At 58.1% G+C, this 23,192-nt stretch carries 34 protein-coding genes; 22 read left to right on the forward strand and 12 right to left on the reverse strand.

Annotated features, from left to right (window positions below; genetic code table 11):
* Positions 1-72: 72 nt before the first annotated feature.
* The 11 genes from JJT62_RS17505 to JJT62_RS17555 all read right to left on the reverse strand — a co-directional run bounded on the left by JJT62_RS17505 (position 73) and on the right by JJT62_RS17555 (position 7,858).
* Entirely contained in the window at positions 73-420 is a 348-nt protein-coding gene (locus tag JJT62_RS17505; protein WP_202074063.1) for a hypothetical protein, read from the reverse strand.
* 275 nt (positions 421-695) lie between these two features.
* The gene (locus JJT62_RS17510; protein WP_202074064.1) at positions 696-1,154 is read right to left on the reverse strand and encodes a hypothetical protein; all 459 of its coding nucleotides are present in this window, start codon (positions 1,152-1,154) and stop codon (positions 696-698) included.
* A gap of 20 nt (positions 1,155-1,174) precedes the next feature.
* Positions 1,175-1,534, reverse strand: a complete 360-nt coding sequence (locus JJT62_RS17515; RefSeq protein ID WP_202074065.1) for a hypothetical protein — start codon at positions 1,532-1,534, stop codon at positions 1,175-1,177.
* Positions 1,535-1,610: 76 nt separating this feature from the next.
* Positions 1,611-2,156, reverse strand: coding sequence for a chemotaxis protein CheD (locus JJT62_RS17520; protein WP_202074067.1), 546 nt, complete (start codon positions 2,154-2,156; stop codon positions 1,611-1,613).
* Positions 2,156-2,542 carry a response regulator gene (locus JJT62_RS17525; protein ID WP_202074070.1) on the reverse strand — a complete coding sequence of 129 codons (387 nt, stop codon included), beginning with the start codon at positions 2,540-2,542 and terminating at the stop codon, positions 2,156-2,158. Before JJT62_RS17525 ends, JJT62_RS17520 begins: the two co-directional genes overlap by 1 nt.
* Positions 2,533-3,582, reverse strand: coding sequence for a chemotaxis response regulator protein-glutamate methylesterase (locus JJT62_RS17530; RefSeq protein WP_202074072.1), 1,050 nt, complete (start codon positions 3,580-3,582; stop codon positions 2,533-2,535). The genes JJT62_RS17525 and JJT62_RS17530 overlap by 10 nt, the downstream gene beginning before the upstream one ends.
* On the reverse strand, positions 3,579-4,460 hold the full coding sequence (locus tag JJT62_RS17535) for a protein-glutamate O-methyltransferase CheR (protein ID WP_246744976.1): 882 nt from the start codon (positions 4,458-4,460) through the stop codon (positions 3,579-3,581). Before JJT62_RS17535 ends, JJT62_RS17530 begins: the two co-directional genes overlap by 4 nt.
* A 47-nt stretch (positions 4,461-4,507) precedes the next feature.
* Positions 4,508-6,676, reverse strand: coding sequence for a chemotaxis protein CheA (locus tag JJT62_RS17540; RefSeq protein ID WP_202074073.1), 2,169 nt, complete (start codon positions 6,674-6,676; stop codon positions 4,508-4,510).
* Between the two features lie 14 nt (positions 6,677-6,690).
* Positions 6,691-7,056 carry a response regulator gene (locus JJT62_RS17545; protein ID WP_202074074.1) on the reverse strand — a complete coding sequence of 122 codons (366 nt, stop codon included), beginning with the start codon at positions 7,054-7,056 and terminating at the stop codon, positions 6,691-6,693.
* A gap of 12 nt (positions 7,057-7,068) precedes the next feature.
* Positions 7,069-7,359, reverse strand: a complete 291-nt coding sequence (locus JJT62_RS17550) for an STAS domain-containing protein (RefSeq protein ID WP_202074075.1) — start codon at positions 7,357-7,359, stop codon at positions 7,069-7,071.
* Between the two features lie 25 nt (positions 7,360-7,384).
* Complete coding sequence (locus JJT62_RS17555; protein ID WP_202074076.1) at positions 7,385-7,858, reverse strand: chemotaxis protein CheW; 474 nt, start codon at positions 7,856-7,858, stop codon at positions 7,385-7,387.
* A gap of 654 nt (positions 7,859-8,512) precedes the next feature.
* Here JJT62_RS17555 and JJT62_RS17560 point away from each other — a divergent pair.
* The 4 genes from JJT62_RS17560 (at position 8,513) to fliP (ending at position 10,874) form a co-directional block, all read left to right on the forward strand.
* Positions 8,513-8,860, forward strand: a complete 348-nt coding sequence (locus JJT62_RS17560; RefSeq protein ID WP_202074077.1) for a MotE family protein — start codon at positions 8,513-8,515, stop codon at positions 8,858-8,860.
* Between the two features lie 164 nt (positions 8,861-9,024).
* Positions 9,025-9,576: a flagellar basal body L-ring protein FlgH gene (locus tag JJT62_RS17565; RefSeq protein WP_330083933.1), complete on the forward strand. Its 552-nt coding sequence runs from the start codon at positions 9,025-9,027 to the stop codon at positions 9,574-9,576.
* Between the two features lie 24 nt (positions 9,577-9,600).
* The gene (locus JJT62_RS17570) at positions 9,601-10,137 is read left to right on the forward strand and encodes a flagellar basal body-associated FliL family protein (RefSeq protein ID WP_202074079.1); all 537 of its coding nucleotides are present in this window, start codon (positions 9,601-9,603) and stop codon (positions 10,135-10,137) included.
* Complete coding sequence (fliP, locus tag JJT62_RS17575; protein ID WP_202074080.1) at positions 10,134-10,874, forward strand: flagellar type III secretion system pore protein FliP; 741 nt, start codon at positions 10,134-10,136, stop codon at positions 10,872-10,874. The genes JJT62_RS17570 and fliP overlap by 4 nt, the downstream gene beginning before the upstream one ends.
* Positions 10,875-10,914: 40 nt before the next feature.
* Here the strand turns inward: fliP and JJT62_RS17580 are convergent, their stop codons facing one another.
* Positions 10,915-11,346 (reverse strand): hypothetical protein, encoded by a 432-nt coding sequence (locus tag JJT62_RS17580; RefSeq protein WP_202074081.1) that lies wholly within the window; start codon positions 11,344-11,346, stop codon positions 10,915-10,917.
* A gap of 195 nt (positions 11,347-11,541) precedes the next feature.
* On the opposite strand from JJT62_RS17580, the gene JJT62_RS17585 reads away from it, so the two are divergent.
* From JJT62_RS17585 to JJT62_RS17670, 18 genes are all read left to right on the forward strand, one after another.
* Entirely contained in the window at positions 11,542-12,765 is a 1,224-nt protein-coding gene (locus JJT62_RS17585; protein WP_202074082.1) for a flagellar hook protein FlgE, read from the forward strand.
* Positions 12,766-12,839: 74 nt separating this feature from the next.
* Positions 12,840-13,187, forward strand: a complete 348-nt coding sequence (flaF, locus tag JJT62_RS17590) for a flagellar biosynthesis regulator FlaF (RefSeq protein WP_202074083.1) — start codon at positions 12,840-12,842, stop codon at positions 13,185-13,187.
* 7 nt (positions 13,188-13,194) lie between these two features.
* Complete coding sequence (flbT, locus tag JJT62_RS17595) at positions 13,195-13,596, forward strand: flagellar biosynthesis repressor FlbT (RefSeq protein ID WP_202074084.1); 402 nt, start codon at positions 13,195-13,197, stop codon at positions 13,594-13,596.
* Positions 13,597-13,614: 18 nt separating this feature from the next.
* Positions 13,615-14,010, forward strand: a complete 396-nt coding sequence (gene flgD, locus JJT62_RS17600) for a flagellar hook assembly protein FlgD (RefSeq protein ID WP_202074085.1) — start codon at positions 13,615-13,617, stop codon at positions 14,008-14,010.
* 5 nt (positions 14,011-14,015) lie between these two features.
* Positions 14,016-14,282, forward strand: coding sequence for a flagellar biosynthesis protein FliQ (gene fliQ, locus JJT62_RS17605; RefSeq protein ID WP_202074086.1), 267 nt, complete (start codon positions 14,016-14,018; stop codon positions 14,280-14,282).
* A 48-nt stretch (positions 14,283-14,330) separates the two neighbouring features.
* On the forward strand, positions 14,331-16,409 hold the full coding sequence (gene flhA / locus JJT62_RS17610) for a flagellar biosynthesis protein FlhA (RefSeq protein ID WP_202074138.1): 2,079 nt from the start codon (positions 14,331-14,333) through the stop codon (positions 16,407-16,409).
* Complete coding sequence (locus JJT62_RS17615) at positions 16,406-17,161, forward strand: flagellar biosynthetic protein FliR (RefSeq protein WP_202074087.1); 756 nt, start codon at positions 16,406-16,408, stop codon at positions 17,159-17,161. The genes flhA and JJT62_RS17615 overlap by 4 nt, the downstream gene beginning before the upstream one ends.
* A gap of 5 nt (positions 17,162-17,166) precedes the next feature.
* On the forward strand, positions 17,167-17,565 hold the full coding sequence (locus tag JJT62_RS17620; RefSeq protein WP_202074088.1) for a hypothetical protein: 399 nt from the start codon (positions 17,167-17,169) through the stop codon (positions 17,563-17,565).
* Between the two features lie 45 nt (positions 17,566-17,610).
* Positions 17,611-18,114 (forward strand): rod-binding protein, encoded by a 504-nt coding sequence (locus JJT62_RS17625; RefSeq protein ID WP_202074089.1) that lies wholly within the window; start codon positions 17,611-17,613, stop codon positions 18,112-18,114.
* 130 nt (positions 18,115-18,244) lie between these two features.
* Positions 18,245-18,565 (forward strand): hypothetical protein, encoded by a 321-nt coding sequence (locus JJT62_RS17630; protein ID WP_202074090.1) that lies wholly within the window; start codon positions 18,245-18,247, stop codon positions 18,563-18,565.
* On the forward strand, positions 18,562-19,017 hold the full coding sequence (locus JJT62_RS17635) for a flagellar basal body-associated protein FliL (RefSeq protein WP_202074091.1): 456 nt from the start codon (positions 18,562-18,564) through the stop codon (positions 19,015-19,017). The genes JJT62_RS17630 and JJT62_RS17635 overlap by 4 nt, the downstream gene beginning before the upstream one ends.
* 208 nt (positions 19,018-19,225) lie before the next feature.
* Positions 19,226-19,495, forward strand: a complete 270-nt coding sequence (locus tag JJT62_RS17640) for a hypothetical protein (protein ID WP_202074092.1) — start codon at positions 19,226-19,228, stop codon at positions 19,493-19,495.
* Positions 19,496-19,649: 154 nt separating this feature from the next.
* Positions 19,650-20,030, forward strand: a complete 381-nt coding sequence (locus JJT62_RS17645) for a flagellar basal body protein (RefSeq protein ID WP_202074093.1) — start codon at positions 19,650-19,652, stop codon at positions 20,028-20,030.
* Positions 20,031-20,035: 5 nt separating this feature from the next.
* Positions 20,036-20,449 carry a flagellar basal body rod protein FlgC gene (gene flgC, locus JJT62_RS17650; RefSeq protein WP_202074094.1) on the forward strand — a complete coding sequence of 138 codons (414 nt, stop codon included), beginning with the start codon at positions 20,036-20,038 and terminating at the stop codon, positions 20,447-20,449.
* A gap of 3 nt (positions 20,450-20,452) precedes the next feature.
* Positions 20,453-20,764, forward strand: a complete 312-nt coding sequence (locus tag JJT62_RS17655; protein WP_202074095.1) for a flagellar hook-basal body complex protein FliE — start codon at positions 20,453-20,455, stop codon at positions 20,762-20,764.
* Positions 20,765-20,775: 11 nt separating this feature from the next.
* Entirely contained in the window at positions 20,776-21,564 is a 789-nt protein-coding gene (gene flgG / locus JJT62_RS17660) for a flagellar basal-body rod protein FlgG (protein ID WP_202074096.1), read from the forward strand.
* Positions 21,564-22,040 (forward strand): flagellar basal body P-ring formation chaperone FlgA, encoded by a 477-nt coding sequence (flgA, locus tag JJT62_RS17665; RefSeq protein ID WP_202074097.1) that lies wholly within the window; start codon positions 21,564-21,566, stop codon positions 22,038-22,040. Before flgG ends, flgA begins: the two co-directional genes overlap by 1 nt.
* Complete coding sequence (locus tag JJT62_RS17670) at positions 22,037-23,170, forward strand: flagellar basal body P-ring protein FlgI (RefSeq protein WP_202074098.1); 1,134 nt, start codon at positions 22,037-22,039, stop codon at positions 23,168-23,170. Before flgA ends, JJT62_RS17670 begins: the two co-directional genes overlap by 4 nt.
* Positions 23,171-23,192: the final 22 nt, after the last annotated feature.

A 23,192-nucleotide genomic window follows, 5' to 3' on the forward strand; every position in this document is an offset into this window, starting at 1 on the left:
CTGGGCTCCCACCGCGGCTGGAGACGCGATAAAAACTTCCTATTCGGAAATAATGTGCGCAACAGAACCTCGTTACCTGGAAAGATCGCAACGGCTCTCGCGGATTCTACCGTCGATCTGAATGAGTTCGCCTTTCAAAACGCCGAGCTGAAATGCGTGGCTGTCCTCGAACGGAGTGCCTAAAGGGGTCGGTATGCCGAGGGTCGTTGTTTGATCAGCTCGATAAAGATTATCCTGGTAAAGGTTAGTGAAGATTAACCGCTGGGTCAAGCGAGACCGTACTATCGCAAGTTCTTCACATGTGCGCCCGAAATCTGGCGGCGGATAAACAAAGATTGGCCCAATTTCTGACACCGGCAGCGAGCAACCGGCCAAGCACAGCGTCGCTGAAGCAATCACCAGACACTGAAAACGCTGCATTTTTCCTCCAGCGAAAAGAACGTCGCGCGCCTGCGCTCAGAGCGGCGCCATTTTTATCGACGCGCGTATTCTGGGGTCAGTCAGCGAATACATGCCGCTTGGCCCGACGGAGGAGCGAGCCAAGCCTCGAGATTGCCTTTGCCCGCGTCCTCGCAGGCTGCCAATTTGAAGCATCTCGCTTGTGTGGAACTTACAAGAATCTGTCCGTCAGCGAAGAAAATTGTCGCGAGACATGGAAGCTACCGAATGCAAACGTCTCTATCTTGGCCTCGAGGCTATTTCGTCGGGCCGCTCGACTTTTTTTCTTGAATGAGCGCGTCGATACGCGCGTTGAGCTGCGCCATCGCGTCGTCAGCTTTCGGTCTATCCGCAAGCGTGAGACGGTCTGGATGAAAGCGCCAGGCAAGTTCTCGCCGCAACGCGTGCAACTCCAGCAAGGACAAGGCTGGATTATTGAGCTGCAGGATCAGTCGACGCAACTCCGATGGGGTGAGTTCGAATTTTCCTTGAACGACAGCCGGCTTGTGATTCCGAGCCGAGCCGTCCGATTCGGACGCGGCGTAGAGCTCATTGGCCCGGCGCGACCGGGCGCCGGCCGGCGGCTCGCGTGTGCGCGCGCAGTCAAAGCGCTCGATTTCCAGTAGCCGCAAGTAAGCTTCGTCGTGGCTTGCAAGTTCCGCGGCGCCTTCGGACAAGCGCTCCACTTCTCCCAGAATATGCGCGAACTCGACCATCAATTACGCCCACCAGCACACTAGAAAATTTCCAACTCTCCGCTCGCATGGCTCGGGTGAACATGCCCTTCAGGCGCCGACAAACGATGCGCCAGAGCGGATAATTTCAACTTCTGCGCGGCGGCCTTTCCGATGACCTCCCACTCCGGTGGGATGATCTCGACGAGCTCGACAAGAAAATGCGACAAGCTCGAGAGCCGCTGTTCGATTAGGTCGATCGATTGGGCCTCTTGCAAGAAGGCGTCCTTTTCCTTCTTTCCCGGGCCATCGACGCTCTGGGCGAGTGAATGCAACCGGTCGACGGATTGGGCGAGGTCTATCAACTCAGCCGAAATCCGCGACAAAATTTCAGTAATAGGCTGCGGCGTGCGGCTAGGCATGATCGTTCCCCCCTGATACGCAAAAATCGACTTCTATGCCGCGCCTTGGCCATGGCTGATCGACATCGCACTCGCTTCAAAACAGCTCAACCGAGCCTGCGGAAGACGGCTTGATGACGCGTTCGCTCATGACCCTCGCGTCGTCGCCTCCCGAAAGGAAGATTTGCCGGGCCTGTCCGGAAACCGGGAAATATTCGATGCGCCGGCCACGCGTGCCGCCCAGCGCTTGCGCAACGATCTTGATCCCCTCGTTCGTCAAGAACCTTTGCGCAAAAGCGGCGTTTTTCGCGCCGATGTCGGACAATCCCTCCATCATTCGAGCGCCGCCGAAGAGCTTTCCCTCCAATCTTTCACGCCGCGCGCCCCGCTTCAAAAGCCCATTGACCAGCAACTCCATCAGGTGAACGCCGGCTCTTTCGGCGTCGCCGTTTCGGAAGGACTCCATATCGCCCGGGAGCAGAAAGTGATTCATGCCGCCGACGCGCGCCTCGGGATCGCGCAGGCAAGCCGCGACGCATGACCCGAGAACGGTCGTCAACACGACCTCGGGATCATCCACGACTTGATACTCGCCCTGAATGACGTGAATTCGCTTACCGGAGCGCTGAGTGGCGTGACGCATTAAAATTTACCGATGATGGCTTCGAGCGCCTTTTTCAGCGTCGCGACGGTGAAGGGCTTTGTGAGGTAGTTATTCACGCCCAATTTGATTGCGCTCTCGAGAACCGCGCGCTCGGAGCGGCCGGTCAGCATGATGACCGGAACCTTCTTCGTCGGCCCATACTCCCGAATCGCTTTAAGCAACCCCAGCCCGTCGAGCTTCGGCATATTGACGTCCGAGATGATCAGATGCGCCGGCGTCGACATCATCATCTGAAGCGCCTGCTCTCCATCTTTCGCCAGCAAAATGTTGCGGATGCCCAATTCTTCGAGCCCGTCACGAATCAGCATCCTACTCGTGTTCGTATCGTCCACGACGAGTATCTTGATCTGGTTGGCTATGGACATGACACCCTCGCTTTTGCCGCATTTGTCGCCGCGATAATCCGCGGACCAATTTTGTGAAGCGGCAGCTGCGTCTCAACTGCGCCTATTTCATATGCCGCTCTCGGCATTCCGTACACGATACACGTCGCCTCATCCTGGCCGATGGTGCTCGCGCCGGCGTTCCTCAGCTCGAGCAATCCTTCGGCGCCGTCTCGTCCCATACCCGTTAAAATCGCGCCGACCGTATTGGCGCCGCTTACCCTGGCGGCCGACCTGAAGAGAACATCGACGGAAGGGCGATGCCCGCTCACCGTGTCCCCCTCGACCAGCCTGCAAATGGTTCGACTGCGCTTCACGAGCTCAAGATGGGCCGATCCGCCCGGCGCGATCAGCACGCGGCCGACCTCTAGCAGATCCCCGTCCTTCGCTTCCGCGACCGACGCCTTACACGCCCGATCCAAGCGCGCGGCGAAACTTTGTGTGAACAGGGCAGGCATGTGCTGCACGACGACTGTCGGCGGGCAATTGGCTGGCAGCGCGGACAGCACTGTGAAAAGCGCGTCCACCCCACCCATCGAAGACCCGATGGCGACAATCCGCCCGTCGGGAGAATATGCTCTATCGCCTGCGCCATTATCGTCGGTTCGAGAGCGAACCGGAGGACCCATCGGCTTCGGCGCCGCGCCGATTTGCACGACCTTTTGCGCAAGATCGTCGAACGAGGTCCGGTCTTTCGGCGAGGGCTTGGCGATGCATTCCATCGCGCCGATTTCCATCGCCCGAATGGTTGTCGCGGCGCCGCGCTCGGTCAGGCTCGAAATGACCACGACGCGCGTCGGCCGCAGCCTCATAAGCCGTTCGAGAAACTCCAGCCCGTTCATTTTGGGCATTTCGATATCGAGCGTGACGACGTCCGGATTGAGTTCCTTGATGGCGTCTCTGGCGGCAAGCGGATCGGCCGCTTCGCCCACCACTTCGATCCGAGGATCGCGACGAAGCGTTTCCGCGATCAACGCCCGCATGCTTCTGGAATCGTCGACGACAAGCACGCGGCAGCTCATGCCTCGCCTCCGCGCAGCTTGTACGTCGTGACCCCATCGATGACGAGTTCGGTGGACGCCGACCCGTTCACGCGCTCGGAATGTCCGATATAGAGGCGCGCGTGGCGCGCCATCATCGGAATGAATCTCTGCCATATTTTCATCTGAGTGGCCTCCTCGAAATAAATGACGACGTTCCGACAGAAAATGGCGTCGAATGGGCCTTTGAAGGGCCAGGAGCCAACCAGATTCAGTTCTCGAAAGGCGATCAACGCGGAAAGCTCTTCCGAAGCAACCCAGGGACCTTTCTGTCCTTCCTCCAGAGGCGCGAACCACCGCGACCGCATCGACGACGGCACCGCGCTCATCGCCTCCGCGTCGTAAACGCCCGCTTTGCCGGCGGCGATCATGTTCGGATCAATATCCGTCGCGAGAATACGGACGTCGTAATCGGCCGCGTCGGGCATGACGGACAGGACCGTCATCGCCATCGAAAACGGTTCCTGCCCGTTGGAACAGGCCGCCGACCAAAGACGCAAGCGTGCGCCTTTGCGCACCGCTCCCGCACGCTCGGCGACGAGCTTCTTCAGACTCTCGAAGTGATGCGGCTCGCGAAAAAACTTGGTGACGTTCGTCGTCAGGGCGGCGAGCATTTTCTGACGCTCGTCGACCCCTTCCCGGCTTTTCACCAATTCGCAATAGTCGCGGAAACTTTCCAGACCGAGCGCCCGCAAGCGTTTCGCGAGACGCGAATACACGAGCGGCGCTTTGGCGTCGCTGAGGAAGATTCCCGCATCCTCGTGCAACATCGAACAGATCTCGCGGAAGTCGCGATCCGTAAAGGGAAAGGAACCGGAGCCGGAGATCTGAATCTGTCTTCCAGGCATCGAAACGCTCATCTAATCGCCCTTACCGTGTCGATCGCCGAGATTCGAAACGACTGCCATCATTCCGCTGCGAGATTGAGGCCTTCCGCCGCATCGCTGTCCGCGCGCAAACTATTGATGATCCCGTCGACGTCGATGATGAGCGCGACCCTGCCGTCTCCGAGGATTGTTCCCGCCGCAATGCCGAAGACACGCCCATAATTCGCTTCCAGACTTTTGATGACCACCTGGCGTTGGCCTTGAATCTCGTCCACCAGCAGCGCGCATCTGCCGCCCGACTCCGACTCGGCCAGCAAGGCCACCTGCGTGGTCGGATCGACGAGGCTCGGGCGGTTGTGGAGCACCGCGCCAACATCGACCAACGGAATAAAGGCGTCCCTGCTGCGAATCAGGCGCGTGCCGGACCCGATGAGGTGCACGCTTTCCTTCTTCGGCTGCATCGTTTCGACAATCGCCGTCAAAGGAACCACAAAGGTCTGCTCGCCGATCGTTACGACCATCCCGTCGAGAACGGCCAGGGTAAGCGGCAGGCTCAGGGAAAAAGTCGATCCCAGTCCCGGGCGCGACGCAATAGAGATGCGACCGCCAAGGGCTTGAACGGCCCGCTTCACCACGTCCATCCCGACTCCGCGGCCCGAAATCGCCGAGGCGGTTTCGGTCGTGGAAAATCCCGGCGCGAAAATCAGATTATCGATTTCTTCGTCGCTCAACAGGGCGTCGGGCGCGATCAGATTTTTCGACACTGCGATCTGCCGGACCCTTTGCCGATTGATGCCCGCGCCGTCGTCCGACACTTCGATGACAACCCGGCCAGATCGGTGCATCGCCGACAATTTGAGCGTTCCCTCTTCGGGCTTGCCGACCGAGAGTCGCTGCTCCGCCGATTCGATCCCGTGATCGACAGCGTTGCGAATCATATGCGTCAGAGGATCGGTGAGCCTCTCGACCACAGTTTTGTCGACTTCAGTCGACTCCCCCTCCGTGACGAGTCGCACGGATTTTTTCGTAATTGCCGCCACTTCACGAACGACGCGGGACATCCGCTGGAAGATCGGCTTCACAGGCTGCGCGCGAATCGCCATCACGCTGTCCTGGATGTCGCGCGTCAATTGTTCGAGCTCGTCCAACGCGATCATCACCGAAGACGCGCGCGACAGGCCCGCCTCCGAAACGCGCTGCGATAAAACCGCCTGATTTATCACCAGCTCGCCGACCAGATTGATCAAGCGATCGACTCGCTCTAGGTCGACGCGGATCGTCGGCTGCGGCGCCGGCGACGACGGCTCGCTCTTCCGAGGCTCCGCCGACGGCTGCGCTTGTGGCTGAGGCTGCTGCGGCGCGGCTTCCGGAACTATGGCCGCTGCTTGCGCGTCATGAGTCGTGACGGTGCGTTTAGGCTCCTCGATAAAAACCGCCGGCTCCTCGACGTCCTCGATCACGCTGTCTTGCCGCGCGTCATTCTCATCCTCGATCGACAGGTCGCAATCGAACTCCACGAATTCGAAGACAGCCTGAATATCCGCCCGCGCGTCGTCCTTGGTCTCGAGATGAACCGTCCAAGAGAAATAGGCGCCTTCCGGATCGAGCTCATCGAGAAAGGGCGTGTCGGCGGTGTTGCACGCCACACGGAATGAGCCCAACTCTCCAAGCGCGCGCAACAGCAAAAAGGCCTCATTCCCTTTGGCGTAAAGCGCCGGCCGGGGTCTGAAGCTCACGACGTAGCGGTGCGGCTCCGGCTCGCTGTCGTCGAAGTCCCCGAAGATAGTGTCAAGGGAAATAGCGACCGGCTCGAAGTCCAGATCGGCGAAATCTGCGTCTGAAGCAGCATCGCTTTCTCCGCCGGCTGCTTCGCAGAGCGACTGAAGCTCGCCTTTGGCCTCGGCGACTTTATCGGGGTTCACGGCGGACCCCTCACGCGCGCCACCGACCAGATCCGCAAGGACGTCGGATGATCTTAGAAAGCAAGCGGCGACTTGCTGGGTCGCCTCGATCCGGTTCGATCGCAGCAGATCGAGCGTCGTTTCGAAAACATGCACGAACTCGACGAGATCGTCGAAGCCGAAGGCGCTGGCGCCGCCCTTGATCGAATGAACGGCGCGAAACACGGCGTTGACCGTCTCGGGGTCACGGTCGCCCTCATCTATCTTGATAAGCCCGCTTTCGAGGTCTGCGAGCTGCTCATCGCATTCCTGAAAGAACGTCTGCCTGATCGCCGCCATCGGATCCATAGATCATCCCCTACTCAGGCCGTAACGCGACGAATGGCGTCGACGAGTTTTGCTGGATTGAAAGGCTTTACGATCCATCCGGTCGCGCCGGCGCGGCGCGCCCGATCTTTCTTTTGATCGTCGCTTTCGGTCGTCAGGACGAGAATGGGCAGAGCGCGATGGGTCTCGTGAACGCGCACGTTCTCGATGAATCCAAACCCGTCCATGCGCGGCATGTTGATGTCGGTGATGATGGCGTCGGGAGTTACGGTCTCGAGCACCTCCAGCCCGTGAACGCCGTCCTCCGCCTGAACGACGTTATATCCAGCATCGGCAAGCGCGATGCGTAGCATCTCACGCATCGTTCGCGAGTCGTCGACCGTCAATATCGTTTTCGTCATCTTCTCGATTTCCTATTCGCCGATAGTCGGAATGCCGAGTATTTCGAGCGCGCCAAGGAAGGCGCTCGACGGGTTCGAAAGGGTGAGAGCGACTCCGTCGCGCGCCCATGTCTGCTGCGCCGAAACGAGAACCTGAACGCATTGCGCGCCGACTTTTTCGACCTCTGACGCATCGATGGCGAGGGGCCGCCCGCGAAAGCGGCCGAAATCAGCGGCGAGCGGCGCCGCCGCGCGTAGATCGAGCGTTCGAGGGAGGTTCAGTGTCGAGAACAACCCGCCGCTGTCATTCGAAATGTCGTTCATGCCAGGAATGCTCCGATCTTGCATCTCAAGCCGCAACGGCCTCGCTCGACTCCGGCAGGAGATTCTTGATGATGAGAATGCTGATCACCTCGTCCTCCGTGGCGACGATGCCTTTTATGAAGAGGCGGGTCGGATCAGCGCCCACCTCCGGCGCCGGCTGGATCGCCGACGGAGCCAACATGAGAATGTTGGAGACGGCGTCGACGAGCAGGCCGACAACCGCGCCTTCATGCTGGAGCACGATGATCGCGTGTCGGGGTGTTGGTTCGCTTACCGGCAGGCCAAGGCGCGCGGCGAGATCGATCACGGGAAGAACCGCGCCTCTGAGATTGATGACGCCGCGAATATAGGACGGAACTTGTGGAAGCGGCGTCGCCGGAGACCAGCCGCGGATCTCCCGCACGGCAATAATGTCGATGCAAAAGGTCTGCTCGCCGACATGGAAGGCAATATATTCGGAAGGCTGTTGAGCGTTAGTCAGTTCGGCGCGGTTTTTCATAATTTGAAACTCCTCACAACCTTCCGTTTCGTTGTTGGCTCGGACACTCGAATCGCCAAACGCTCGATCGACGACCGCACCGCAGGATTGCAGTCTCGACGTCGCCCTCGCCGCATAGCGCCGCCCGCCGCCGCAATCGGAGCTATCCGGACCAAGTGAACGGCCTGCGCGTTATTGACGAAGGGCAAGCCGTCCTCGGAAGCTCCCGACCATAACGCTAGGGATTTTTTGACAGGGACATCCCGGAATGGACCGGAGGAGCGGGGGACGGCGTCATGCTGATCAACCCCGCCGCTGCGTTCGGGGTCTCCCCATTCTGGATTAACTAATGCGTTCCGCTTAAAATTTTCTTATGCGCCCCCGCACCACGTCTCCGAGCGCCCACAGACGCGGAAAGCTTCGCGCAAGTTGCGCTCCATAAAGAATGAACTCACCTGCGCAGACAGCCCTACCTGGAACGGATCTACGTTCATGTTTCCTGCCGCCATGCGAGCGCTACCCTCGATATGTCTGCTGGCTTTGCTCTGCGCGACCAGCGCCTATCTCGGCCAGGCGCACGCGGTCGAGGGCCAAGCCGGCGACAGGCCATTCGCCGATCGCGAGAACGGGCAGGACTATTGTTCGAGTGTCGCCAAGGCCGCATCCACCGCCAAGATGGCGGCGCAAGAAACCCGCCTGCGTGAGCTGGAATCGCTGATCAAGCGCCGCGGAGAAGAACTCGAAGCCAAAAAGCGCGAGCTCGAGGCAGTCCTCGAAAAATACGAAGCGTTGCTGAAAAGAGCCGATGAGAACCTCGTCACCGTCTACTCGAAAATGAAGCCAGACGTAGCGGCTGCGCAATTCGCGGTGCTCGACGACGATGTCGCCATCGCCTTGCTCAGTCGCCTGAACCCGAAAGCCTCGAGCCAAATCCTCTCGGAAATGACCGCATCCAGGGGCGCGGGCCTCATTAAAAAACTGGCTGCGTATAGTTCGGCAAAGTCTTCAGGAAAGCCGCAATGACAAAAAAACTAGCCGCTTTGCTTGCTCTATTTCTTTGCGGCTGCGCCACTGACCCGCGTGACATCGGCCGCGAGCCTCATATGACGGCGGTTGGCAGCGGTTTGACTCCCTTTGACGAGAATCTCCCCGTTGGGGCAACGAGACTCCCCGCCCCAGGTCGGGGAATGCGTTTCGACGACAACCGCATCAATATGTTTCGCGACGTGCGCGCAATGACTGTCGGAGATCTCGTCACCATCACGATCTCGATGGACGACAAGGCGATCGTGGGTAATTCCACCGACCGCTCTCGCGACTCGAAAGTCCACACCAAATGGCAGTATCTGGCGGCGTTCCTGCCCGGCTTCCTCGGCGGCGGACCCGTGAACGCTACGGGCAACTTCGAAAACGAAATCGACTCGACGACCTCCACGCAGGGCCAGGGTTCGATCAACAGACGGGAACAGATAAAGCTCTCCGTGGCGGGAATGGTCACGGCTGTCCTTCCGAATGGCAATCTTGTCGTTCAGGGGTCGCAGGAGTTTCGAATCAACTACGAAATGCGCGTCCTGACCATCGCCGGCATTGTGCGCCAGCGCGATATTTCGAAGGACAACACCGTTGCCTATGACAAAATCGCCGAGGCCCGCATCTCCTACGGCGGACGCGGACGTTTGATGGAGGTCCAGCAACCGGCCCTCGGGCAGCAGCTTTACGATCTCGCTTGGCCATTCTAGCAAAAGGCCAAAGGTCAGAGGCTCATGAGCGACACCGAAAGCAAAACTGCGTCGGACACTATGACCGTCATTGCAATTACGCTGGCAATGACGGTCGCGATCGCTATCGCGGGCGCTTTTGTCGGAATGATGCTTGCGCGCACGCCCGAACCCCTCAAATCTCCCGAGCCTCCAGCTAGTGAGGCCCCGGCGGGCGATGGCAAGCATGTTTCTTCCACTCACGCTCATGGAGAAACGCCGTCACGCGCGAGCGCGCGCAAAGCGGGCAAGACCGCATTGAAAGAGCTCGCGCCAATCGTCACGAACCTGTCGGATGGCAATTCGAGTTGGATCAGACTGCAAGTCGCTATCGTCTATGATCCCGACACACTCACGCATCCGGATATTCTCATAAGCGAGCTGACCGGAGATATCGTCGCTTATCTGCGGAGTCTCTCCCTTCGCTCGATCGAAGGAAGCGCCGGCTTGCGCAGGCTCAACGAAGAACTTTCGGAGCGCGCTTCTATCCGCTCGGAAGGCGCTGTTCAGGAGCTCGTCATCCAATCTCTGGTGGTGCAATGAAGCGCGCTCTGATCATCCTTCTCCTCGCCCTTGTCCCGACCGCCGCCTGGGGAGCAAATCAGACCTTAGATCTGAATGCGCTAATTCCAGCCGGCAGCGCCTCCGCCTCCGGTCGAATCATTCAATTGGTCGCGGCGCTGACCGTGTTGTCGGTTGCGCCCGGCCTCCTCGTCACCGTCACGAGCTTCACCCGCTTCTCTATCGCTCTTTCATTCTTGCGTGCAGGTCTTGGGCTGCAAAGCACCCCCGCGAATCTCGTCATGATCAGCCTTGCTCTCTTTATGACCTTTTACGTTATGCATCCCGCGTTCGACGAAGCCTGGAACGCTGGGCTCAAACCTCTGCTGGAGAACAAAATTGCCGAACCCGAAGCGGTCGACAAGATTATCAAGCCGTTTCGATCGTTCATGGTGGCGAATGTGCGCGACAAGGACATCCGCCTGTTCGAGGACCTCACGAAAAACAAGGCTGCGGCCAATGTCTCCGCCGATCCGGATCTTTACGTTCTGATCCCTGCCTTCATGATTTCGGAGCTGCGGCGAGGTTTCGAGATCGGTTTCCTCATCGTCCTGCCCTTTCTCGTAATCGATCTGATCATCTCGATCGTGACGATGTCGATGGGCATGATGATGTTGCCGCCAACAACGATCTCACTGCCGTTGAAGGTCTTGTTTTTCGTCCTTATGGACGGTTGGCATCTGCTGGTTGGCAGTCTCGTGCGTTCCTATCCAATATGATCTCTCGGCATCTGCCCTGTGCTCGCCACTTCAGTGCGGTTCAACGCAAGGCATAATATTTGGCCCTGAACCGACGCAGCAGGCGCTCGTCCAACGCGACGTCGGAACCTCTATAGCGGCAGCCGACAACGCCGCCGTTTTGCCATACCACTTCAGCGCCCCAGCAAATATGGTTGAGATCCTCGTATAGCCAGATCCTCCTCGGGAGCGCCAGATGACGCGTAAGCGTTATGCGCACGCCGCCAGAGCCACGATTGACGAAAAGAAAATCGGCAAGAAAACGCCCGTCGACATCGAGGACTTTGCCTGATTGCAGGCGGACCGCCACTCTCTTTTCCTGCCTGCGTTCCGATTGCACGGTCTTGACCGTATAGGTCAACGCCTGCCCATCTCGCAGAAACGACATCCGACGGAACTTCTTCTCGTCCACCTTCTGCGCGTCGAGAACCGTGTGGCGTCCGTTTTCTGCCATGGTGAACCGCTCATAGCCTCTTTCGAGAGGCAATTTTGCCAAAGACCGAGACTCAAAATAGCTGCCTACCGATTTTCAATCCATTAACTGCACTGGATCAGAGCCCCTGCCCCGATTGTTTTCGCAGTCTCGCGTAAGCTACGGGCCTTACGAATTGTCGTCGAGCAGATTCAGTCTGTAACGGAGCATAGTGCAATGAGCTCAGGATCCAGCCTTTTCAACACGTCCGTTATGGGAATGTCGGCTCAAACAGATTGGCTTGCGGCAATTTCCAAAAATATCGCGAACTCGAACACGGCCGGATACAAGAACGCTCGAACCGATTTCCTGACGGTATTGAATGGCTACGACTCTGTCGGCGGCGGCGTGACGACCGTTACACGCAATGAAGTGTCTCTCCAGGGTTCTCCGTTGACCACCGGCACAACCACCGATCTCGCTATCTCCGGCAACGGCTTTTTTCTCGTCTCCAACGACGCTGGCCAAACTTTCCTTACCCGAGCTGGCAATTTTGTTCCCGACGCTCAAGGGCGATTGGTCAACTCTGCCGGCTATTATCTGATGGGATACGACTCGAAGCTTGGCATGTCAGGCCCCTTGTCCACCATCAAGGTCGACATGAACAAAATGTATTCAAGCCCAACGACGCAGGGCATATTCGGCGCCAACCTCCCTTCGAACTCCAGTGTCGTCCCCGCCGCCAACCTGCCCTCCACCAACACGGTAGGCGCCCAATTCGCCGGCAAATCGTCTCTAACCGTCTACGACAACCTCGGCAACGCCGTGGTGTTCGATCTCTATTTTGCCAAGACAGGCGCCAACACATGGGAGATGACCGCCTACAACCACGCGGACGCAGCCTCCGGAGGCAGTTTTCCATATGCGAGCGCCGCTCTAACGACGCAGACGCTCAACTTCAGCACGACAGATGGAAGCCTAACAAGCCCGAGCTCTGTAACGCTCAACGTACCAGGCGGCGGCGCCATGTCGCTGAATCTTTCCAAGATGACGCAACTCGGAGGCGGCTATACTCCGACCGATAATGACGCCGACGGATATGCAGCTTCGACCATCGACGGGATTCACGTCGGTAAGACCGGGACCTTGAGCTATCAGCTCGCAAACGGCCAAACCATCTCGGCCTATGAGATTCCCTTGGGCAAAGTCGCGAGCCCCGATAATCTCACAAGTGAAACCGGCAATGTATTTTCCGCCAACGCGGAATCGGGCCAGCTCTTTATCGGCGCGGCCGGGTCGAGCGGCTATGGCACTATTCAAGGTTCGAGCTTGGAAGGCTCAACTGTCGACCTTGCGTCGCAACTGTCGTCGATGATCGTTGCGCAACGCTCGTTCACGGCAAACAGCCAGGTGTTCCAAGTCGCCTCCGATATCATGCAGGTTCTCACCAACCTGAAATAGCGCGCCTCTCGAACCTAGCTGGCGCCGCTTGCGATGCGCGGGAAAAAACAATGCCCAATCTTCGGTGAGGCAGGATGTACCAGAGACTCTACAACGAAATCGCCAGTGATTCTTATACCGCCGCTCGCCAGCGCGAGAAGGAGCTGCTCGAAAAAGGCGTCAAGCTTCTGTCGATGGCGCGTATTCGCGGCGTTAAGACCACCGAATCATTCGAGGCGACTCACTTCGTACGCTCGCTTTGGACAACCTTCATTCTCGACCTCAGCAATGACGAAAACCGCCTGCCCGACTCGCTCAGAGCGTCGTTGATCTCCATCGGCCTATGGGTTTTACGCGAACTCGACAAGATCGACTCGGGCGAATCCGCGAATTTCGACGGCGTAATCGAAATCAACCGGATGATTGCCGACGGGCTGCAATGAGGATCAAATGAATATCTCTCTCAAGCGTGGCGAAAAGATCTATATCAACGGAGCCGTGTTCAGAGTTGATCGCAAGGTGTGCATCGAGCTGCTCAACGACGTGACTTTTCTTCTCGAAAATCACGTGATGCAAGCCGCGGACGCCACAACGCCCTTGAAGCAGCTCTATTTTGCTGTGCAACTCATGCTCATCTCTCCAAACGACATCGACGCAGCGCTCTACCTTTCACGCGATATTCTGGCGACGTGCTCGAAGACGATGCCTGATCCCCGCATTGTCGAGGGCTTGTCCTCTGTGGCCAAGCTTATCGAAAGCAAGCGTTACTTCGATGCTCTCAAGATTCTTCGTGGCCTGTTTCCGCTCGAAACCGAGGCTATGGCGCAGTCGGAGACGGGCTGCGCCGCATAGCGCTAGAGAGGTCGATAAATGCAAGTCAACTCCGTCAATAACTCAACGACGTCTGCGACCACCAAAACAACCGGCGGCAGCGGTCTCGCCGACTATAACGCATTCCTCCAATTGCTGGTCACCCAGCTACAGCACCAGGATCCGACCAAGCCGATGGATCCAACGGAAACCGTTACGCAGCTAGCCACCTTCGCTTCTGTCGAACAATCCGTTCAAGGCAATCAGCTCCTGACCTCGCTGCTCGAGTCCTCTCGCCTCGATCAAGCATCGAACGCAATTGGAAAAACCGTTACAAGCGCGGACGGAAGCATCAACGGCGTCATCAAGTCCATGTCGATCACGAACTCAGGCCTCGTCGCCACGCTGACGAACGGCTCAAAAGTAACGATCGGGTCCGGCGTAACGATCAGCTAACAATCATGAACGAAGCCGATGCTCTCGAAATGCTGCAACGGTCCATCATGACCGTGCTGCTCATCACTGGGCCTTTGGTCGGGACCGCTTTGCTCGTGGGCGTCGTCGCCTCATTGATTCAGGCGCTCACGCAAGTTCAGGAAATGACGCTGACCTTCGTGCCGAAAATGCTTGCGATGCTGGTCGTTCTCAGCCTCGCATCTCCTTTTATCGGCGGGAAGATCAAAGGATTTACCGAAACTCTGTACGCACGAATCGAGACCGGTTACTAAAATAGCCGTCAGAAATCCGCTCATGAAGAGACAGGATAAAAAGCCATGATGAAAATGGCGGAAGCAAGCGCACCGACTCGGCGACCGACCGACATCGGCTTCGCACTATCAATTATCTTCATCCTGTGTGTCTTCTTTCTCCCGATGCCGCCGGTCGCGATCGATCTAGGCCTCGCGTTCTCCATTGGGCTTTCCGTTCTCATTCTCATGGTTAGCCTTTGGATACAAAAGCCGCTCGAGTTCTCTTCTTTTCCGACGATCCTCCTCGTCGCTACAATTCTCCGGCTAAGTCTGAACATCGCCACGACGCGACTGATCCTTTCACACGGCGCCGAAGGCACTGCCGCCGCCGGCTATATCATCAGCGGGTTTTCCCGGCTCGTGATGAGCGGCGACTTCGTCATTGGTCTCACCGTTTTTTCGATCATCGTGATCGTGAATTTCCTGGTGATTACCAAAGGCGCAACGCGCATAGCCGAAGTCGGCGCACGCTTTACCCTGGACGCGATCCCGGGCAAGCAGATGGCGATCGACGCAGATCTTTCGGCAGGCCTGATCGATGACCGGCAAGCGCAGGATCGGCGCCGGGAACTCGAGGAAGAAAGCGCCTTCTTTGGCTCGATGGACGGCGCCTCAAAATTCGTCCGTGGCGACGCGATCGCCGGACTCATTATTCTTGCGGTTAATGTCTTCGGCGGCATCGTCATCGGCGTAACGCGTCATGGAATGACATTGGCCAATGCGGCCGACGTTTACACCAAGCTCTCCGTCGGCGATGGCCTCGTATCTCAAATCCCCGCCCTGATCGTCTCGCTGGCGGCGGGCCTTCTCGTTTCCAAAGGGGGCACGCGCGGCTCCGCCGAACAGAATATCGTCCGTCAGCTCGGCGGCTATCCGAACGCGATTTTCGTCGCCTCGATTTTGATGTTTGTGCTGGCCCTGATGCCGGGTCTTCCAATGGCGCCCTTTGGGGCCTTGGGCCTGACGATGGCGTTTATCGCGCGAAAGGTGAGCGGCGAGACAAAGAAGCGCGAAGCAGACACTCAGATGCGCCGCGCCGAGGAGGAAAAGCGCGCTCTTCAGGAGAGCAAGACCTCCCTTGCAGAGGCGCTGCGCCCGGCGGGCGTCGAGCTCCTGCTCGGAAAGCAGCTTTGGACGCGCTTTCTGGTCTCCCAGGAAGAGCTTACCCATCGTGTCGGAAAGATGCGACGCAATTTTGCGAAGCTCTATGGTTTCATTATTCCCGACATCCGAATGGCGGACGATCTTCAGGTCAAACCCAAGGGTTATCAGATCCGAATTCACGGCACGACGATCATTTCGGATGAGCTCCGTCTCGGGCAACATATGATCGTCGTCGGGAACGGACGCATGCCCGATCTGCCTGGCGAAGAAGCTCGCGATCCCGCGTTTGGAATTAGGGCGATTTGGATTGCCGACGCTCTTGTCGAAGAAGCGCGACGCCAGAACTTCAACCCCATCGACCCGATGTCTGTCCTTTTGACGCACCTCGGCGAGATTCTAAGGAACCATCTTTCGCAGCTACTTTCCTATAAGGACGTGCGGCAATTATTCGAGAAGCTCGACCCGGAGTATCGCAAGCTTCTCGATGAAATCGTGCCGAACTTCATCTCCAACTCGGCGCTGCAGAGCATTCTCAAGCTTCTTCTTGGGGAGCGCGTCTCGATACGTAATCTCGAAATGATTCTGGAAGCGGTCGCCGAGGTCGCGCCCTTCGCGCGCAGGCCGGAAGCCATCGTCGAACATGTTCGCGTTCGCATCGCCTCACAAATCTGCGGCGAGCTTGCGGTCGACGGCGTGCTGAGCGTTCTGAGGCTCGGCAGCCGGTGGGACCTGTTCTTCCACGAGCATCTCAAGCGCGATGCAAAAGGCGATATTATCGGCCTCGACGCCGATCCGGCGCAGATCGAACGGTTCAGCCAGGACGCGATTGCGGCGGTGCAGAAATACTCCGACCAAGGCGAAATATTCGCGATTGTCACAACGCCTGACGCGCGTCCCTTCGTACGGCTGATCGTTGGCCGGCTCTATCCCGCGCAGCCCGTGTTGTCGCACCTTGAAATCGCATGCGGAGTGCAGCTTCGTTCCCTGGGGACCATATCTTGAACGCGCCACTCGACTTGATTCTCGAGGCTTGGTTCGTCGTGTTCTGCCGGGTCGCGGGATGCATCATGATGCTGCCGGGTTTGGGCAGTGACCGCGCGCCCGTGCGCGTGAAGCTATATATTGCCATTGCCGTCTCTGCGCCCGTTACGATTTACCTATGGCCGAGGCTCGTCGAACCGATTTCGGCGGCTCCGCTGGTCTCAACCGCAATTGCATGCGTGTCGGAGACGATCATCGGCGTCCTCATCGGCTTGACATGCCGAATGTTTCTGTTTGCGGTCGAGACCATGTTCACTGGCGTCACGCTCTCGATCGGCCTCGGAAACGCTCTTGGGGCGCCGATCAACGAGTCCGAACCGACGCCTGCGCTGACTGCCCTGGTCACAGTCGGCCTGACGGCGCTCATTTTTGCGATGGATCTACACCTGGAACTGCTTCGCGGCATCGGGATCTCTTATGACCACGTGGCTCCATTCGCGTTGCAATCATCGGAAAGCATGCTCCGCGAGGTGTTAAAGGCGCTGGAGGAGGCCTATCTTGTCGTTTTTCGCATCGCAAGCCCGTTCCTCATATTTGGCCTCATCAGCAACATTGCGGTCGCTTTTCTCAATAAGATGACTCCGATGGTCCCGGTCTATTTCGCGGTGACGCCAGCTCTCATCTTTGGGGGACTCGCTTTCCTGTATGCGTTTAGTTCGGACGCACTGGGCGAATTGGCGATGGAATATGCCGCCTGGCTGGCGAAAGGATAAGTCCCTTGCGGGAGAAACAACGGCGTATCGCGAAATTGCTCGCTCTGCAGGAGCGCCGCTTGATGGCGGAAACGGCTAACTGCGCCACGGTCGAGAAGCGATTGCAGGAAACAGATAGTCAAATATGCGACCTCCAGCGGATGTTGGAGCGTGACGATCCAACCGCGATGGCGTTTTCGACGCTCGTCCTAGATCGCCTGCGCCAAGCTTCCCGACAGCGTGAGGAGCTCGAATCAGAATTGGCCCGCCGCCGCGATGCGGCTTTAATTCTCAAACAGCAGATCAAACGTATCGATAAATACGCCGACCGAATTGATGACAAGGCGACGCGTAAGGAAAGCGAAAGGGAGCGTTCGGCAATTTTGGAGCGCTTTTCGACGCCCCGCGACGCCAGCGTCGAGTAAGTCACATACAATATCATATCTTTTCGAAAATTCCGGAGACGTGGCATGTCTATCTTTCCATCGACGGATCTCATCGTCGACGTCGCAAAAGCGGCGGACCCGCGGCGTCAGCAGGTTGCTCTGCGCCGCCTCGAAGCCGCAGCCAACGCGCCATCGGTTTCCTTTGCGTCGCTCTCCAGCGAAAACCCCATCAAAGCAAATGTATCCGGTTCTTCTTCGAATTGGCGCGCAGCCGGCGTGGGGCTCCGTGCAGCCTATCAGACGCCAGCGAGCGGGGCAGCCGTCGCGCCCGCCGCAGCCAATTCCGCTGCGGACGCCGCGAAGAAGTTCGAAGCGTTGGTGCTTCAGACATTTTTTGAGGCGCTCCTTCCGAAAGACGACGAAAACTTCGGCTCCGGCGTCGCTGGCGGCGTGTGGCGCTCGATGATGGCGGAGCAACTTTCGGCGAAATTCGCGGCTTCCGGCGTTATCGGCTTGAACAAGATGTTGGACGCGAAAATTTCGTCGCCATCCTCGGCGCAACCGATCGCGCCCTCGAAGACCTCCTAGATTGTTCGATACTCACTTGGGGCCACGTAAACTCGTGAACGACTCTCTATCTCAGCCAGACAATGGGCGTTGGGACTTGCTTGTGGAACACTCACCAGCCGAAGCTGCTCTCATGCGGTGGATCGAGCGGATGGATGCTCTGGCGCGCGCGGAGACAAAAGCGCTATTGGCCGGAGATAAGGTCGAATTCGAAAACTTCAATTCAAAAAAGAATCATGCGCTGCTGGAATTCATGGTCGTGTCGCGAAGCGTCGCATCCCTTTCGCCACAATTACTCTCGGCTCTGCAACGCCTCAACGAAAGCTTGGCGCAGAATGGCGAAGTCTTGAAGCAGCATCTGCAGGCCGCGTCGGAAATTTCGAGACTGATAATCGATACGATCCGCGCTGAAGAGTCCGACGGCACCTATTGCCGTCACGTCTCCCTCCGGGCGACCCAGAGGCTCGGATGATCCGCACAGTGCTGGTGGGCCTCTGGTGTGGCCTCGTCGCTCTGGCGTCGACTTATGGCGGCGCCTATTGGCAGGCGCATCGGACCAGCACGCCGGCCGCCGCCGATCATCCCGTGAAAACGGAGACGAAAAAAGTTAAACCCATTTCCGTGCCCGTCATCTCTAATGGCGTGCTCAGAGGATATGTTTCCGTCGAATTCATGTTTGTTATGGAGGCGAGTGAGGGCCACGGGAGCGGCGAAATCGACCCCGAAGGATTTCTTATGGATGAGGCTTTCCGGCTTATTTATTCGGACACCAAGATCGACTTCGCGAAGCTCGAAAAGATGGATATCGATTCACTGACGAAGCAGATCACCGCCAATGTGAACGCCCGCCTTGGAAACACGCGAATCAAAGAAACCTTGGTCAAAAACCTCACTTTCGTTCCGAAAGACGAGATCCCCCGCTAGAGCGCATTCCGCAAAGTGCATAGACTCTTGCAAAAAGAGTGCAGCCCAACTTTTCGAACCCTCGCGCTTTTTCATCGCTCGCATGATTCCATGCGAGCGGAAAAGCGCGAGCGTTGCGGGTTGCATGGTCCATCAGCCTCAACCGTTGTGGCAAGCCTCGCGTTAGGTGCGGCGATTAATTTTGCGTTACCGCTGAAGGAGCCGCGTGATGCAGACGATGACGCAATTGAAGGCAATACATGCTCAGATGTTGACTGAGCTGGGTAATCTTCCTCAGTATCGCGCACTGAAGGCCATTGATCGCTTTATCGTGCAGATGAATGAGATATACGACGTCGCGCAAGCTCCGTGCGAGACTGCGGCGCACACGCTCCAGCAAAAGCTCGACGCCGCCATCGAGAGCCGGGTGTCGAATGAGCAGACCTCGGGTGCCGAACCTCGTGTGGCACCCCATGTTACCGACGCTCGTGCGGCCTGAGCGATAGGCCGACCTCCCCAAGATGAACACGGACGCCGATCGACGAAAGTCGATCGGCGTCGGCTGTCATAAGGCTCCATTCTCTATCAATTGCTCAGTTCAGTCCGACGCAAGCGATGCCGGATAAATTCTTTAACGAAAGGAAAAGAGCGATATGGAGCCTGTTCATCTCTTCGGCCTCTTGAACCTCCAGAGGGGGTGGCTCTCGGCCCGGCAATCGATTGTCTCGCAAAACATCGCGCATGCCAACACGCCTGGATACAAAGCCCAGGATCTTTCGGATTTCGCCAAGGTGCTCGATAAAAGTGCCGGCCTTCAAATGGCGACGACAAGCGCATCGCATCAATCGATCACGCCATCGGGAGAATCCGTGTCAGCCAAGGACGGCGAGGCGTGGGAAGTCTCACACTCCGGCAATGACGTCTCTCTCGAGGCCGAGCTTATCAAGGCCGGCGACGTCCGCAACAACTTCTCGATGGATACCAACGTGCTCAAGACCTTCCACGCGATGTGGCTTTCGAGCCTCAAAGGGTAAGTCCCATGGATCCGCTTTTCGCCTCGCTCAAAGTCGCCGGATCGGGCCTGGCCGCTCAGTCGACCAGGCTGCGCGTCGTTTCGGAAAATCTGGCCAACGCCCTGTCGAGCGGAAAAACGGCCGGCGCAGACCCGTATCGGCGCAAGACCGTCACATTCAACAGCGAGCTCGATCGCGCCTCTGGCGTCGCCCTCGTCCGAACGAGCGCAGTTGGCGTCGATCGTTCGCCTTTCAATGTCGAGTACGACCCAGGCAATCCGGCGGCTGACTCAAACGGCAATGTTACGCTACCGAACGTCAACATGATCGTCGAAATGTCGGACATGCGCGAAGCGAATCGCGCCTATGAAGCCGACCTTCAGACCATGAAACAAACCCGCGATCTTCTTTCTATGACGATCGATCTCCTGAAAGGATAATTCGTGAGTGAGATTTCCGCCCTCAGCCTCTCCTACGGGACAAAGGCCGTCGAACGTGCGACTTCCTTCGCACAATCGACGAAGGTCGCATCTTCGGACGTGTCTTTCGGCGACGTGCTGAAACAATTGGCTAACGAAGGAGCCGATACGATCAAGAATGGCGAATCGGCAGCGATCGCCGGGATTCACGGTCAGGCTTCTATGCTGCAAGTCGTAGACGCAGTAATGGCTGCTGAGCGCTCGCTCCAGACAATGATCGCGGTACGGGATAAGGCCGTGAACGCCTATCAAGAAATCAGCAAAATGGCGATCTGAGGAGTTTCAAAATGCGGGCCCTTGCTATTGCGGCGACCGGAATGAGCGCGCAGCAACAAAACATCGAGGTGATCTCGAATAACATTGCAAACATCAATACGACCGCCTTCAAACGCTCTCGCGCGGAATTCACCGACCTGCTGTATCAAGCGGAAAGACTGCAGGGCGTATCGAACCGGGGGCGCGATGCTATCGTGCCGCAAGGATCGCAGACCGGTCTCGGCGTGCGGCTGGCGGCGATTCGCAGTCTCCAGGTGCAAGGCCCTCTTTCTCAGACTGGCAACAGCTACGACCTTGCCATCAACGGATCCGGCTGGTTTCAGATCACCGGCCCGAACAATGAGATTCTCTATACGCGTTCCGGCTCCTACAGCACGAACGCGAACAGCCAGCTTGTGACGGTCGACGGTTATCTGCTGTCTCCGACAATCACCATCCCGAACAACGCCGTAAGCGTTTCGGTGTCACAATCCGGCCTTGTCACCGCGGTCGTCGCCGGCCAAACGGCGCCGCAGCAATTAGGGCAGCTTACGACCGCAACATTCCCCAATGACGCAGGTCTCGAAGCGCTCGGCGGCAATCTCTTTCGCGAAACCGCTGCCTCCGGCACGCCCGTCGTGGGTGTCCCGGGCGACATCGGTTACGGCGTGATCGCGCAAGGTTATGTCGAGAGCTCGAATGTCGATCCGGTGAAAGAGCTGGTCAGCATGATCTCGGCCCAGCGCGCTTTCGAACTCAATTCCAAGGTCATCCAGACTGTCGATGACATGGCTGGCACGATCACGAAGGGAATTCGTTGATGGCGACGCGGCCCCGGGGATTCATGCTTGCTGTCGCCGTGGCCGCCGCGGCGGGGCAATTTTGCGCTGCGTCATCTTTGGCGTCGGAAAGGAGCATTCCCACGCCTCGAGTAACGATCTATCCGGGAGACCGGCTCGACGACAGTGTTTTGGACGACATGGAGGCCCCGCTGGACGCGGGGGCGCGACGCGGCGTCGTCGAATCGCGAAAGGATCTCGTCGGCAAGATCGCGCGACGAACCCTATTGCCCGGTCAGCCCATTCTCACGATCGCAGTGGATAACCCGCGCCTGATCACGATCGGAACGCTGGTCAAAATTGTTTTCTCCGAGGATGGGCTAACGATCACTGCTCTCGGAATGGCCATGCAGGCTGGCGCAGCGGGCGATCTCATTCGCGTGCGCAACCAGGATAGCAACTTGGTCGTCGTCGGCGTCGTTCAGCCCGATGGAACTGTAAAGGTCAACGAGGGATGAAGCGTCATTGGCTCGTGCTGGGCGTATTTCTGCTCGCTTCGGAGACGTCGCTCGCGGGAGTGCGAATCAAAGACATCACCTCGACATACGGTCTTCGAGACTACCAGCTTGTTGGCTACGGCCTCGTCGTGGGTCTGCAGGGTACCGGCGATACGTTGAGGAACTCGCCGTTCACCGAGCAGTCCCTGTCGTCGATGCTCAGCCGCATGGGCGTCAATCTCAATAACGGCCCAAATACTCCAGGCGGTCCGCCGCAAATGAACCTCATGCGCACGAGGAATCTCGCGGCAGTCATGGTGACTGCGTCAATGCCGCCCTTTGCCGCTTGGGGCACGACGCTCGACGTGACGGTGTCCTCGCTCGGCGATGCATCGTCGCTCATGGGCGGCACGCTAATTCTGACGCCTTTGACCGGCGTCGACGGCGCCGTTTATGCGATTGCGCAAGGACCGCTTGCCGTATCAGGCTTCGCTGTGTCGGGCCAAAATGAAACGCTGACCCATGGCGTCGCGACGGTTGGGCGAATAGCCAATGGCGCGACTATCGAGAAGGAGCCGCCACGGCCGAGTTCAGGCGACGGCACGCTTGCGCTCGAACTCCACAACCCGGACTTCGCCACCAGCGTCCAGATCACAGATGCGATCAATCATTTCACCAAGCGGCGCTATCATGCGGCTGCAGCCGTCGAACGCGACAATCGAACTGTCGCCCTTCGACTTCCTCCCGGCGTCCACGCAACGCGTTTCCTCGCAGAAATCGGCGATCTTCACGTATCTCCGAGCACGCCCGCCAAGGTTGTCATCAATGAACGCTCGGGCACGGTCGTTATCGGCGCCGATGTTCAAATTTCGCCCGTTGCCGTGACGCATGGCGGTCTCACCCTCCGCGTAACAGAGTCGCCGCAAGTGTCGCAGCCGGCGCCTTTCTCGAATGGGCAGACTGTCGTGACGTCGCAGACCGCGGTAACGGCCTCCGAACCGGCCGGGCAGGTCGCGACCCTCGCGGGGCCAAATTTAAAGACGCTCGTGAAGGGGCTCAATCAGATCGGTCTCAAGCCGACCGATATTATCTCGATCCTGCAGGCGATCAAAAACGCCGGAGCGATGCAGGCTGAAATCGTCGTGCAATAATTGGAAAGCTATTCCTTCACGG

It is taken from the genome of Methylocystis sp. Sn-Cys (genome assembly GCF_016745395.1).
Lineage (GTDB): Bacteria > Pseudomonadota > Alphaproteobacteria > Rhizobiales > Beijerinckiaceae > Methylocystis > Methylocystis iwaonis.

Bases quoted from the DNA above. Each gene is read 5' to 3' on its own strand.
- fliP (WP_202074080.1), top strand. From the start codon at position 10,134: ATGAAGCGCGCTCTGATCATCCTTCTCCTCGCCCTTGTCCCGACCGCC.
- flbT (WP_202074084.1), top strand. From the start codon at position 13,195: ATGAATATCTCTCTCAAGCGTGGCGAAAAGATCTATATCAACGGAGCC.
- JJT62_RS17525 (WP_202074070.1), bottom strand. From the start codon at position 2,542: ATGTCCATAGCCAACCAGATCAAGATACTCGTCGTGGACGATACGAAC.
- JJT62_RS17515 (WP_202074065.1), bottom strand. From the start codon at position 1,534: ATGCCTAGCCGCACGCCGCAGCCTATTACTGAAATTTTGTCGCGGATT.
- JJT62_RS17555 (WP_202074076.1), bottom strand. From the start codon at position 7,858: ATGAAAAACCGCGCCGAACTGACTAACGCTCAACAGCCTTCCGAATAT.
- JJT62_RS17530 (WP_202074072.1), bottom strand. From the start codon at position 3,582: ATGAGCTGCCGCGTGCTTGTCGTCGACGATTCCAGAAGCATGCGGGCG.
- JJT62_RS17505 (WP_202074063.1), bottom strand. From the start codon at position 420: ATGCAGCGTTTTCAGTGTCTGGTGATTGCTTCAGCGACGCTGTGCTTG.
- JJT62_RS17625 (WP_202074089.1), top strand. From the start codon at position 17,611: ATGTCTATCTTTCCATCGACGGATCTCATCGTCGACGTCGCAAAAGCG.
- JJT62_RS17510 (WP_202074064.1), bottom strand. From the start codon at position 1,154: ATGGTCGAGTTCGCGCATATTCTGGGAGAAGTGGAGCGCTTGTCCGAA.
- flaF (WP_202074083.1), top strand. From the start codon at position 12,840: ATGTACCAGAGACTCTACAACGAAATCGCCAGTGATTCTTATACCGCC.
- JJT62_RS17580 (WP_202074081.1), bottom strand. From the start codon at position 11,346: ATGGCAGAAAACGGACGCCACACGGTTCTCGACGCGCAGAAGGTGGAC.
- flhA (WP_202074138.1), top strand. From the start codon at position 14,331: ATGAAAATGGCGGAAGCAAGCGCACCGACTCGGCGACCGACCGACATC.
- flgD (WP_202074085.1), top strand. From the start codon at position 13,615: ATGCAAGTCAACTCCGTCAATAACTCAACGACGTCTGCGACCACCAAA.
- JJT62_RS17570 (WP_202074079.1), top strand. From the start codon at position 9,601: ATGAGCGACACCGAAAGCAAAACTGCGTCGGACACTATGACCGTCATT.
- JJT62_RS17565 (WP_330083933.1), top strand. From the start codon at position 9,025: ATGCGTTTCGACGACAACCGCATCAATATGTTTCGCGACGTGCGCGCA.
- fliQ (WP_202074086.1), top strand. From the start codon at position 14,016: ATGAACGAAGCCGATGCTCTCGAAATGCTGCAACGGTCCATCATGACC.
- JJT62_RS17550 (WP_202074075.1), bottom strand. From the start codon at position 7,359: ATGAACGACATTTCGAATGACAGCGGCGGGTTGTTCTCGACACTGAAC.
- JJT62_RS17670 (WP_202074098.1), top strand. From the start codon at position 22,037: ATGAAGCGTCATTGGCTCGTGCTGGGCGTATTTCTGCTCGCTTCGGAG.
- JJT62_RS17630 (WP_202074090.1), top strand. From the start codon at position 18,245: ATGGATGCTCTGGCGCGCGCGGAGACAAAAGCGCTATTGGCCGGAGAT.
- flgA (WP_202074097.1), top strand. From the start codon at position 21,564: ATGGCGACGCGGCCCCGGGGATTCATGCTTGCTGTCGCCGTGGCCGCC.
- JJT62_RS17635 (WP_202074091.1), top strand. From the start codon at position 18,562: ATGATCCGCACAGTGCTGGTGGGCCTCTGGTGTGGCCTCGTCGCTCTG.
- JJT62_RS17535 (WP_246744976.1), bottom strand. From the start codon at position 4,460: ATGAGCGTTTCGATGCCTGGAAGACAGATTCAGATCTCCGGCTCCGGT.
- JJT62_RS17560 (WP_202074077.1), top strand. From the start codon at position 8,513: ATGGCGGCGCAAGAAACCCGCCTGCGTGAGCTGGAATCGCTGATCAAG.
- JJT62_RS17585 (WP_202074082.1), top strand. From the start codon at position 11,542: ATGAGCTCAGGATCCAGCCTTTTCAACACGTCCGTTATGGGAATGTCG.
- flgC (WP_202074094.1), top strand. From the start codon at position 20,036: ATGGATCCGCTTTTCGCCTCGCTCAAAGTCGCCGGATCGGGCCTGGCC.
- JJT62_RS17540 (WP_202074073.1), bottom strand. From the start codon at position 6,676: ATGGATCCGATGGCGGCGATCAGGCAGACGTTCTTTCAGGAATGCGAT.
- JJT62_RS17545 (WP_202074074.1), bottom strand. From the start codon at position 7,056: ATGACGAAAACGATATTGACGGTCGACGACTCGCGAACGATGCGTGAG.
- JJT62_RS17520 (WP_202074067.1), bottom strand. From the start codon at position 2,156: ATGCGTCACGCCACTCAGCGCTCCGGTAAGCGAATTCACGTCATTCAG.
- flgG (WP_202074096.1), top strand. From the start codon at position 20,776: ATGCGGGCCCTTGCTATTGCGGCGACCGGAATGAGCGCGCAGCAACAA.
- JJT62_RS17640 (WP_202074092.1), top strand. From the start codon at position 19,226: ATGCAGACGATGACGCAATTGAAGGCAATACATGCTCAGATGTTGACT.
- JJT62_RS17645 (WP_202074093.1), top strand. From the start codon at position 19,650: ATGGAGCCTGTTCATCTCTTCGGCCTCTTGAACCTCCAGAGGGGGTGG.